This is a genomic window from Microvirga sp. Mcv34 (assembly GCF_024519725.1).
Classification (GTDB): domain Bacteria; phylum Pseudomonadota; class Alphaproteobacteria; order Rhizobiales; family Beijerinckiaceae; genus Microvirga.
This window is the reverse complement of record NZ_JALJRK010000033.1, coordinates 1-10,931: the sequence shown is the minus strand read 5'-3', so window position 1 is coordinate 10,931 and position 10,931 is coordinate 1. Positions and strand designations below refer to the sequence as shown.

10 protein-coding genes and 1 pseudogene are annotated in these 10,931 nt (G+C 65.7%); 1 reads left to right on the top strand and 10 read right to left on the bottom strand.

The features are described 5' to 3' along the window. Positions 1-170 precede the first annotated feature (170 nt). On the top strand, positions 171-782 hold the full coding sequence (locus tag OC446_RS17240) for a YqgE/AlgH family protein (protein WP_262030257.1): 612 nt from the start codon (positions 171-173) through the stop codon (positions 780-782). Here the strand turns inward: OC446_RS17240 and OC446_RS17235 are convergent, their stop codons facing one another. From OC446_RS17235 to OC446_RS17190, 10 genes and pseudogenes are all read right to left on the bottom strand, one after another. Continuing rightward, positions 783-3,662 (bottom strand): EAL domain-containing protein, encoded by a 2,880-nt coding sequence (locus tag OC446_RS17235; RefSeq protein ID WP_410055086.1) that lies wholly within the window; start codon positions 3,660-3,662, stop codon positions 783-785. Positions 3,663-3,862: 200 nt separating this feature from the next. Beyond that, the gene (locus OC446_RS17230; protein ID WP_262030256.1) at positions 3,863-5,146 is read right to left on the bottom strand and encodes a M16 family metallopeptidase; all 1,284 of its coding nucleotides are present in this window, start codon (positions 5,144-5,146) and stop codon (positions 3,863-3,865) included. After that, complete coding sequence (gene thrC / locus OC446_RS17225; protein WP_262030255.1) at positions 5,143-6,558, bottom strand: threonine synthase; 1,416 nt, start codon at positions 6,556-6,558, stop codon at positions 5,143-5,145. Before thrC ends, OC446_RS17230 begins: the two co-directional genes overlap by 4 nt. Before the next feature lie 73 nt (positions 6,559-6,631). After that, positions 6,632-7,375: an SURF1 family protein gene (locus tag OC446_RS17220; protein WP_262030254.1), complete on the bottom strand. Its 744-nt coding sequence runs from the start codon at positions 7,373-7,375 to the stop codon at positions 6,632-6,634. Continuing rightward, positions 7,375-7,743 carry a DUF983 domain-containing protein gene (locus OC446_RS17215; protein ID WP_262030253.1) on the bottom strand — a complete coding sequence of 123 codons (369 nt, stop codon included), beginning with the start codon at positions 7,741-7,743 and terminating at the stop codon, positions 7,375-7,377. Before OC446_RS17215 ends, OC446_RS17220 begins: the two co-directional genes overlap by 1 nt. A gap of 113 nt (positions 7,744-7,856) precedes the next feature. Continuing rightward, positions 7,857-8,717: a cytochrome c oxidase subunit 3 gene (locus OC446_RS17210; protein WP_262030252.1), complete on the bottom strand. Its 861-nt coding sequence runs from the start codon at positions 8,715-8,717 to the stop codon at positions 7,857-7,859. 68 nt (positions 8,718-8,785) lie between these two features. Beyond that, a complete protein-coding gene (locus tag OC446_RS17205) occupies positions 8,786-9,376 on the bottom strand; it encodes a cytochrome c oxidase assembly protein (RefSeq protein ID WP_262030251.1) in 591 nt (196 codons plus the stop codon). 7 nt (positions 9,377-9,383) lie between these two features. Then, complete coding sequence (locus tag OC446_RS17200; RefSeq protein ID WP_009764724.1) at positions 9,384-9,545, bottom strand: hypothetical protein; 162 nt, start codon at positions 9,543-9,545, stop codon at positions 9,384-9,386. Positions 9,546-9,549: 4 nt separating this feature from the next. Next, entirely contained in the window at positions 9,550-10,506 is a 957-nt protein-coding gene (locus OC446_RS17195) for a heme o synthase (RefSeq protein WP_262030250.1), read from the bottom strand. 132 nt (positions 10,507-10,638) lie between these two features. After that, positions 10,639-10,931, bottom strand: a pseudogene (locus tag OC446_RS17190) (cytochrome c oxidase subunit I); the annotation flags it as partial.

Sequence of the window (10,931 nt, the reverse complement as noted above, 5' to 3'; positions counted from 1 at the left end):
GCAACAACCGCCGTAAGGGACAAAATCGAAAAAATCGCAACCGATGCGACCCGGAGCATGAATGCCATGGAACTGACACCTCCCTGACGCGCTTCCCTTATGCATTTATCTTCGGGCTGGCCATCCACGATCCTGTGATCCGGCCCAGTCCGGCAAGGCAGATTTAGGATATGGGCTCGCAGCTTCCTTTGTACGATATCGAATCTCCCTACCTGGACGGACAGATGCTCGTGGCCATGCCGGGCATGATGGATGAGCGTTTTGCTCGGTCCGTGATCTATATCTGCGCCCATTCGGCCGAAGGAGCCATGGGGATCGTCCTCAACCGGCCCGCCGCCAACCTGAACATGCCGGACCTGCTGGTGCAGCTCGAAATCCTTCCCGAGCCGGAGCGCATCCGCCTGCCGCGGAAAGTCGGCACCATGCAGGTGCTGATGGGCGGACCCGTGGAGACGAGCCGGGGCTTCGTCCTCCATTCGCCGGATTTCCACCTCGCCCAATCGACCCTGCCGATCGACGATCACATCTGCCTGACCGCGACCATCGACATCCTGCGCGCCATCGCCCGCGGTGACGGGCCCGAGAACGCCGTGCTGGCCCTGGGCTATGCCGGCTGGGGCGCCGGACAGCTCGAGATGGAGCTCCAGGCCAACGGCTGGCTCAACTGCCCGGCCGATGCGGACCTGATCTTCAGCACCGCCGCCGACCTTCGCTACGAGATGGCCCTGCGCCGGATCGGGATCGAGCCGGCCATGCTGTCGATGGAAACCGGCCACGCCTGATCAGGCGGCCGCGGGAGCCGCTCCCACGAGCTGGCGGGCCTGCAGGGTCGACATCGGCTCTCCGAAGACGGGACCCTGCGCGTATTCGCAGCCGAGCTGATAGAGCTCGATGGCTTCGGACTCGCTCTCCGCCCCCTCCGCGACGATCTCCATGCCGAGTTCGTGCGCCATCTTGACGATGGAGCGCAGGATGACCGGCTTGCCGGACGCCATCAGGCGCACGAAGGATTCGTCCACCTTGATCGTGTCGAACGGGAACCGCTGCAGATAGGAGAGGGCGGAATAGCCCGTTCCGAAATCGTCGAGCGAGAGGCCCGCTCCCAGATCGCGCAGGCGCCCGAGCATCTGGGCGGAATATTCCGGATTCTCCATCACGAGGCTCTCGGTCATTTCGATCTTGAGCGTGCCCGGGATGACGCCCGTGCGGGCGATGACCGACTTCACGTCCTGCAGCAGGTCGTGGCGCAGCAGGTGATGGCTCGACATGTTGACGCTGGCGAAGATCGGCGGCTCGACCTCGAGCGCGTTCTGCCAGGCGGCGAGTTCATAGCCCGTCTGTTCCAGCAGGAAGACGCTGAGCTTGATGATGAGGCCGGTTTCCTCGGCGATCGACATGAAGTCTTCGGGCCCGATGCGGCCGAGGCGGGGATGGTCCCAGCGCAGCATGGATTCGAAGCCCGCGATGGTCCGGTCCTCCAGGCGCACGATGGGCTTGAACAGGACCTTCATCTCGTTGCGCTCGAGGGCGTGGCGAAGGTCGGTCTCCATCGTGAAATGGTCGCTGCGATCCGAACGCATGGTCGGCCGGAACACCTCGATCCGGTCGCCCCCGTGGCGCCGGGCATGGGCCATGGCGATCTCGGCGTTGCGCAGCACCTCCTCGCGCCGCGCGGCGATCTGCGGATCGTGCAGGGCGATGCCGATGGAGGCGGTCAGGAAGATCTCGCGGTCGGCATAGGTGAACGGGGTCGTCACGACCCGCCGGACCATGTCGGCGAAGGAGATGATGCGGTCCGGCTCGCGCTCGGAGAGCAGGATGATGGCGAATTCGTCGCCCGAGATGCGCGCCAGGGTGTCCTGCGGCTTGAGCAGGCGGCTCAGGCGGCGGGACAGGGTGAGCAGAACCGAGTCGCCGGCCGCATAGCCCGCCGTGGCGTTCGCGTCCTTCAGCTTGTCGATGTCGATGACGAGCACGGTGGGACGCAGGGCATCGTCCTGGCTGGCGAAGGTGAGGGCCGCTTCCAAGCGGTCGTAGAAGAGCTGCCGGTTCGGCAGGCTCGTCAGGTTGTCGTGGACGGCATCGTACAGCAGGCGTTCCTCGGCGGTCTTGCTGTCCATGACGTCCGCGAGCGTGCCGACGATGCGCAGCACCTCGCCGTCCGAGCCGATGACCGGCCGGGCCTTGAGGCGGAACCAATGGTGGGCGCCGGACGATGAGCGCAGGCGAAAATCCTGATTCAGGCGGCCACGGCGCTGCTCGATCACCGCATCGAGGGCGAGGCGGTAGCGGTCCTTGTCGAAGGGGTGGATCAGGTCGAGCCAGGCGGAGGCTGGGCCTTCGAGCGAGCCGCGCTTGAGCCCGAGCTGATGCTCGACCTCGGGGCTGACGAAGATGTTGTCGGACACCACGTCCCAGTCGAATACGATATCGCCCGCGCCGGTCAGGGCCAGGGCCCGGCGCTCCGTATCGTTCACGAAGCCGCGCGTGAAGGCACCGCCGGCAAAGGCGTGCTGCATGACCGTGAAGCCGATGAGCATGACCACCAGAACGAGGCCGCCCACCAGGGCCGGGGGGACGAGGTCGGAGGACAGCTGCCCCACGACCGTGAAGCTCGCCGCCGTCACCCAGGCCACCAGGAGAAGCCAGGTGGGAACGAGCATGACCGCGCGGTCATAGCCGTGGGTCGCCAAATGGATCACGAGCACGAAGCCGATGCCGGCCACGGCCGCGATGGACATGCGCGCCACGCCCGAGGCGACCGGGGGGTCCACGATGGCGAGCGCCACCATGGCGCCGAGGAAGAGCAGCCAGAAGGCTGTGACGTGGCTGTAGCGCACGTGCCAGCGGTTGAGATTGAGATAGGCGAATAGGAAGACGAGCAGCGTTGCCGACAGCACCGCCTCGGCGCCGGCGCGGTAGATCTGCTCCGTCGCCTCGCTGATCGGGAAGACGCGCTGGAAGAAACCGAAATCGATGCAGGCATAGGCGAGCACCGCCCAGGCGAGCGCCGCGGCCGCCGGGAAGATCAGGGCCCCCTTCACCACGAAGACGATGGTGAGGAACAGAGCCAGCAGGCCCGCGATCCCGATGATGATGCCCTTGTAGAGCGTCAGCCCGTTGACGCGGTCCTTATAGGCATTCGCATCCCAGAGATGGAGCTGGGGCAGGTTGTTGGAGCGCAGCTCCGCCACGAAGGTGACGGTCGTGCCCGGATCGAGAGTGATCAGGAAGATGTCGGCATCCTCGCTGTCGTCCCGGTCGGGCCGGATGCCCTGGCTGGCGGTGATGGCTGCGATGCGGGTCGCCCCCAGGTCAGGCCAGAGCACGCCGGAACCGGTAAGGCGAAAATGCGGGGCGACGAGCAGGCGGTCCACCTGCTCGTCGGTGTCGTTGGTGAGCGCGAAGACGATCCAGTCGGGCCGGGTGCCGGCCTCGCGCGCCTTCACGGCGATGCGGCGAACGATGCCGTCGCGTCCCGGCGCGGTCGAGATCCTGATTTCGTCACCGTCCGAGTTGTAGCGCTCGATGGCCGGGGTGAGGTCGATAGCCTTCATCTTGGGGTCGACGCGGACGGATTCCACCGCCCAGCCGGTGGACGGCAAAGCCAGCCCCAGGAAAGTCGCCAAAAGAAGGGTTATGGCGAAAGATACGATCCGCAATGCTTCGGTCTTTCGTCCGGTACTAAAACAATGGAACAGGATTGGTACCGGTCAGGAGCCTTGAGGGCAAGGTGGGGCCGAAGACGCTCCCCACTTGTCCGCAGGACTCGTTGGTTATTGTTACCAGTGGCGATGAGATCACTTTGCGGCGGGATTGAGGAGAATCGGACGTGACGTAGGGGAAGAATGGGCAGAAAAAATCAGCCCCTCAGTCCCGAGGCGATGTCGTCCAGAGACGGCAATCCCTTGATCGGCCCGATGGCCGCGAGCGTCGGAGCGCCCTGCAGAAGCTGCCGTCCCGCCTCGCGGACGTGGTCCACTTCGAGGGCGTCGACCTTCCTGATGATCTCCTCGCTCGCCACGACCCGGCCCCAGGACAGGAGCTGGCGTGCGACACGCTCGATCCGGCCGCCGGGCGTCTCCAGGGCCGTGAGGAGGGCGACCTTCATCTGGGCCTTGGCACGCACCAGCTCGATCTCGCTGATGTCACGGGTCGCCTGGGCCATGCAGGCGAGCGTCACGTCCATCAGCTCGCGCACATCCGCACCGGCCGTTCCGGCCCCGATGCCGAAGAGGCCGCAATCGGAGAAGGGCCAGTGGAAGGAATCGATGGAATAGGCGAGGCCCCGGGTCTCGCGGACCTCGTGCCAGAGACGCGAGGTCAATCCGCCACCGAGCATGTGGGCGAAGAGGTGGACGGCGTAATAGCCTGGATCCTTGAACGAGAGGCCCGGCAGCCCGAGGACCAGATTGGCCTGTTCGAGCTTGCGCGAGATCCGTCTCTCGCCGCCCGTGTAGCGTCCCGGTTCCGGCTGCTGCGGGGCAACTGTCGGCATTCCGCCGAAGAGCCGTTCCGCCATGTCGACGATCTGCGCGTGTTCCACGTCGCCTGCGGCGGCGAGCACCATCTTGCCCGGCGTGTATTCCCGAGCCAGGAAGGCGCGGATCGTCGCCTCGTCGAAGCTCTTGATCGTGTCCGGGGTACCGAGGATCGGGCGTCCGACCGCCTGGTGCGAGAACGCCGTTTCCATGAAGGCATCGTAGATCAGGTCGTCGGGCGTGTCCTCGACAGCGGCGTATTCCTGCAGGATCACGCCCTTCTCGCGGGCGAGTTCGTTCGCGTCGAAAGCGGAATGAATGAGGATGTCGCCCAGGACGTCGAGCGCGACATCCACGTTCTCGCCGAGAACGCGGGCCGTGTAGCTCGTGTATTCGACGCTGGTGGCGGCGTTGATGTCGCCGCCCACATTCTCGATGTCCTCGGCGATCTGGCGCGCCGAGCGGCGGGCCGTGCCCTTGAACGCCATATGCTCGATGAGATGGGACAGGCCGTGCTCGTAGGGGCGTTCATGACGGGAGCCCGTTCCGACCCAGACGCCGAGCGTCGCCGTGGCGATTGCCGGCATCTGCTCCGTGGCGACCATTAGGCCGTTGGAAAGGGTCGTGATCTCGATCCGCTTCTCGTGGACGAAGTGCTGGTTCATGCGGCCGCGCCTTTGACCGCCCGCGCGCGCTCGCGGATGAAGCGCTCGACCGCAGCCTGGTCGTTGGGAAGAACGGTGAAGCTCTCCTTGCGCTCCATCAGATCAGCCATGTGCGGCGGAAGTGCGGGGCGTAGGCCCGTCGCGCGCTCGACCGCGTCGGGGAACTTGGCCGGATGAGCCGTGGACAGCGCGACCACGGGCGTTCCAGGCTGCTGCTGGAGCAGGGCGCGCCCGGCGCGGGTGCCGACGGCGCTGTGTGGGTCGAGCACGTAGCCTGTCGTCCGGTAGGTCTCGGCCATCTCGGCGAGCACGCTGTCCTCGTTCACGGCCTCGGCCGAGAACTCCTGGCGGATGCGGGCGAGGGGGCCCGCCTCGATCGTGAACGCGCGTGATTGACCGAGACTGGCCATGAGGCGGCGGATCGCCTCGCCGTCGCGGCCGTAGGCCTCGAACAGCAGGCGTTCGAAATTGGACGAGATCTGGATGTCCATGGACGGCGAGGTCGTGGGCTGCACGCCCTTGATCTCATAGGAACCGGAGCCGAGCGTGCGGGTCAGGATGTCGTTGGCGTTGGTGCCGATCATCAGCCGCTCGATGGGCAGCCCCATGCGCTTGGCGACCCAACCGGCGAGGATATCGCCGAAATTACCCGTGGGCACGGAGAACGAGACCGGGCGATAGGGCGCGCCCAGGGCCACGGCGGCGGTGAAGTAATAGACCGCCTGCGCGGCGACGCGCGCCCAGTTGATGGAGTTCACGCCGGAGAGCTGCAGCTCGTCGCGGAAGCGGGCATGGTTGAACATGCCCTTCACCATGGTCTGGCAATCGTCGAAGGTGCCCTCGACGGCGAGCGCATGGACGTTGGGCGAGGCCACCGTGGTCATCTGCCGCCGCTGCACGTCCGAGACGCGCCCATGCGGGTAGAGGATGAAGATATCGACCTGATCGAGGCCCTTGAACGCCTCGACCGCGGCGCTGCCCGTATCGCCCGAGGTCGCGCCCACGATGGTCGCGCGGGCGCCACGGGCCTTCAGCACATGGTCCATGAGACGGCCGAGCAGCTGCATCGCCACGTCCTTGAAGGCGAGCGTGGGGCCGTGGAAGAGTTCCAGCACGAAGAGATTGTCGCCGAGCTGGGTCAGCGGGCAGACGGCCGCGTGGCGGAAGGAGGCGTAGGAATCGTCGATCATCCGGCCGAGCGCGGCATCCGGGATATCGCCGTCGACCAGCGGGCCGAGCACGGCCTTCGCCACCTCCGCATAGGATTTTCCGGCAAAGCCCCGGATCGTGTCCTGGGACAGGCTTGGCCAGCTTTCCGGCAGGTAGAGGCCGCCGTCGCGGGCAAGGCCGGTCAACAGGGCATCGGCGAAACCGAGCGCCGGGGCTTCCCCCCGGGTCGAGACATGGAGCACGGTGGATCTCCTGGAAATTCGGCCGGACATTAGGTGCAGCGACCCGCGACGGCAAGGCGGTTCTAGCGCTGCGTTATTCCTTCATCCGCCGCCACGCGAAGGCAGCGAACACGCCGATCAGCGTGAGGGCGATGCCGAACCAGGTGACCGCGTATTGCAGGTGATTGTTCGGCAGGGTGAGCGGGGTCTGGCCGCCCCGGGGCCAGCCGCCCGGATTGGGCGTGGCGTCCGCGTCGATCAGGAAGGGCGCGACGCGCTCGAGCTTGTGGGCGGCGGCGATGGCCTGCGGGTCGCGGGCGAACCACTGATTCTTGATGGGATCGTCGTTCGGCGTGAAGGGGTTGCGGGCCTCGGGCGCCCGCACGAGGCCGGTGATCGTTACCTCGCCCTGGGGCTGGCTCTCGGGACGGCGGGCGGGATCGCGCAGGTCCATGGGCACGAAGCCCCGGTTGACCATCACGATGGCGCCGCTCGCGAGCTTCAGGGGCGTGATCAGGTAGTAGCCCTGGATCGGAGCACCCTGCCGCTCGCCGGGAAGGAGGCCGTAGACCGGGGCTTCGAACTCATGGAGAAAGCGGCCGGTCACCCGAACCTTGCGGAACTCGTCCTGATCGGCCCTCCAGGAAGCCCATTCCGCCTCGGGCACGATGGCGCCGGGCTCGCCGTAGGCGCGGGCCCCGATCTGCGCGATGAGGCCCTCCTTCCAGGCCATGCGCTGGAGCTGCCAAGTACCGAGCCCGATCAGAATCGCGAGCGCGACGAGCGTCGCGAGGCTTGGGACGATCAGCGAGCGGATTTTTTGGGACGAGGCCGTCACTACCGGAAGCGTCCTTCCTCGGCCTTGTGATGGTATTGCAGGTTCACCAGGACGCCTTTGAGCGGCCGAACGAGGCCGAGGCTCATGATGATGCTCAGGGCCGTCCACATGACGAGGTGGAGCCAGATCGGCGGGGAGAAGGCGAACTCGGCCCAGAGGGCCAGGGCCACCACCACGATGCCCACGATGGACATGACGAAGAAGGCCGGGCCGTCGCCCGTGTCGGCGAAGGCGAGGTCGAGGCCGCAGACCTCGCATTTCGGCCTGACCTTCAGGTAGCCCTGGAAGACATGTCCCTTGCCGCAGCGGGGGCACAGGCCCTTGAGGCCCGTGGTGATCGGGGAGGGTGCGGAAGGATCATAGGCCACGGCTTTTCTCCAAATGGGTTGCCGGTCAACGAACGCCAGGCCGGATGGTGCCGGGAGTTCAAAAGCGAAGGGCGGCTTTGAGCCGCCCTTGCTGAGTTTGATATGCTAGCGGCTCAGTGCCCGGCGGCGGCGTGTCCGCCGTAGCCCCAGACGTAGATGGCGGCGAAGAGGAAGAGCCACACCACGTCGACGAAGTGCCAGTACCAGGCGGCGAACTCGAAGCCGAGATGCTGCTTGGGCGTGAAGTCACCGCGATAGGCGCGCAGGAGGCAGACGGCCAGGAAGATTGTGCCGATGATCACGTGCGCGCCGTGGAAGCCCGTCGCCATGAAGAAGGTGGCGCCGTAGATGTTGCCCGAGAAGCCGAAGGTGGCGTGGCTGTACTCGTAGGCCTGAACGCAGGAGAAGATCAGGCCGAGGATCACCGTGAGCCACAGGCCCGCCTTGAGGCCCTGGCGGTCGTTCTCCAGGAGCGCGTGGTGCGCCCAGGTGACCGTGGTGCCGGAGGTGAGCAGGATCAGGGTGTTCAGCAGCGGCAGGTGCCAGGGATCGAACGTCTCGATGCCCTTGGGCGGCCAGACGCCGCCGAGAACGTCTATGCGGGAATAGAGCTGCGGGTCGCCGGCATAGAGCGCGGCGTCGAAATAGGCCCAGAACCAGGCGGCGAAGAACATCACCTCGGAGGCGATGAACATCATCATGCCGTAGCGGTGGTGAAGCTGGACCACGCGGGTGTGATAGCCGGTGTTGGCTTCCTTAACGACATCGGTCCACCAGCTGAGCATGGTGTAGAGCACGCCGATGATGCCGGCGCCGAACACGAAGGGGCCCAGGTGCATGCCCGCGATGGCGATGTCCTTCCACCAGGTCACGAACCCGGATGCCATCAGGAAGGCACTGACCGCGCCGATGAGCGGCCACGGGCTCGGTTCAAGGATGTGGTAGTCGTGGTTCTTGGCGTGGGCCTCGGCCATTTCGTGTCGTCTCCGTGCCTCGAATGTGAACTCGCTTTAAGACGTTTCCGCCTAGCTTGTCACGTCTCTTATTGAGCAATGGGTTTGGTGGATGATGTCACCTCCGCCACCGGCTTGCCCCCCTTGGAGGGGAAGTAGGTGTAGGAGAGGGTGAGAGAGGTCAGGTCCTTCACGTCGCTGTCCTGCACGAGGCGGGGATCGACGTAGAAGACGACGGCTGATTCCAGGGATTCGCCCGGCTGCAGGGTCTGCTCGGTGAAGCAGAAGCATTCGAGCTTGGAGAAATAGGTGCCCGCCAGGTCGGGCTGCACGTTGTAGGTGGCGATGCCCGTGCTCGGCTTGTCGCCCGTATTGGTGACCTTGTAATAGACCGTCGTGGTTTCGCCGAGCTTCACCTTGATCTCGGGCTTCTCGGGAGAGAAGCGCCAGTTCAGGCCCGGCGCCACGTTGGAATCGAAGCGGACGGCGATCGTCCGGTCCATCACCTCGGAGCCGTTGGCGTCGCGGATGATCGGGGTGCCGCCGAAGCCGGTGACCTTGCAGAAGAGGTCGTAGAGCGGCACGGACGCATAAGCCAAGCCGACCATGCCCACGACAACGCCCACGCAGGCGAAGGCCGTGCGATTCATCTTGCGTTGGGTGTGGGATGTTTCAGCCATTTGAGCCTCACAGGGGACGCTGAAGAACGCCCGGTCCAAGCTTCACAAGGGTGATCGCGAAGAGCAGGATGCAGAAGGCCGCGAGAGTCAGGGCCAGGGCCAGCGAGCGCCTGCGGCGGCGCTTCTGCTCCTCGGGCGTCAGGCGAACGTATTCAGTGCGGTCTGCCATTCGATCACCCGAAAACCGGCCGGAAGAAGCCGAAGCCGTGCTCCGCGAGAAGGGTCGCGAAAAGCAGGAAGAGGTAGAGAATCGAGAAGCCGAACAGATGCTGGGCAACGCGCATGGCGGGCTCGCCCTGGCGCAGGCGGTAGACTTGCACGGCGAGCGCCAGCATGCCGAGGCCGCCGATCAGCGCGATGATGGCATAGGCCAGTCCGCCGAAGCCGAGCGCCACCGGGGCGAGGCCGAGCGGGGCCAGGAGCACCGTGTAGGCCAGGATCTGGAAGCGGGTGGAATCGGGGCCGGCCACGTTCGGCATCATGGGAATGCCGGCGCGCTCGTAGTCGCCGGACTTCACCAGGGCCAGGGCCCAGAAATGCGGCGGCGTCCACATGAAGATGATGGCGAACAGCACGACGCTGTCCCACGCCACGTGGCCGGTGACGGCGGCCTGCGCGACGATCGGCGGGAGGGCGCCCGCCGCGCCGCCGATGACAATGTTCTGCGGCGTCGAGCGCTTCAGCCACATGGAATAGACGACCACGTAGAAGAAGATGGTGAAGGCCAGAAGGCCGGCGGCCAGCCAGTTGCTGGCAAGGCCCAGGATGATCACGGAACCGGCGGAGAGCGTCACGCCGAAGGCGAGGGCCTCGCCCGGCTGGATCTTGCCGGCCGGAATCGGACGCTTGCGGGTGCGGGTCATGACGGCGTCGATATCCGCATCCCACCACATGTTCAGGCAACCGGACGCGCCGCCGCCGATGGCGATCATCAGGAGCGAGACGAAAGCCACGACGGGATGAACGTCCGAATGGCTCACGACCATGCCGACGAGCGCTGTGAACACGACGAGAAACATCACGCGCGGCTTGAGAAGCGCGAAGAAGTCGGACACGTCACCCTGCGAGACGCCTGCCGTGGCAAGGGGCTCTACGCGGTTATCGGCCAAACTGTTCGACATGGTGCTCATAACTGATTGATCTTCCGAAATGCCGTGACGAGGCCGAAAAGGCCTCCTGAAAGTCGGCTCCTCGCCGGAAGGCTTGTCAGCGCAAGCCCTCTGGGGAGGAGCGGGCGGCGCGAGGCCGCCCACTCGGTCGATTTAGTGCCCGGTATCGACGACGCGGGGAAGCGTCTCGAACTGGTGGTACGGGGGCGGGGAGGACAGGGTCCATTCCAGCGTCGTCGCACCTTCGCCCCACGGGTTGTCGGCAGCCTTCTCCTTGCGGACGAAGGCATAGACCACGCCGCCGATGAAGACGAAGAGACCGGCGAAGAAGATGTAGGAACCGATCGAGGAAACGAGGTTCCAGCCGGCGAAAGCGTCCGGATAATCCGCATAGCGGCGCGGCATGCCGGACAGGCCGAGGAAGTGCATCGGGAAGAACAGCACGT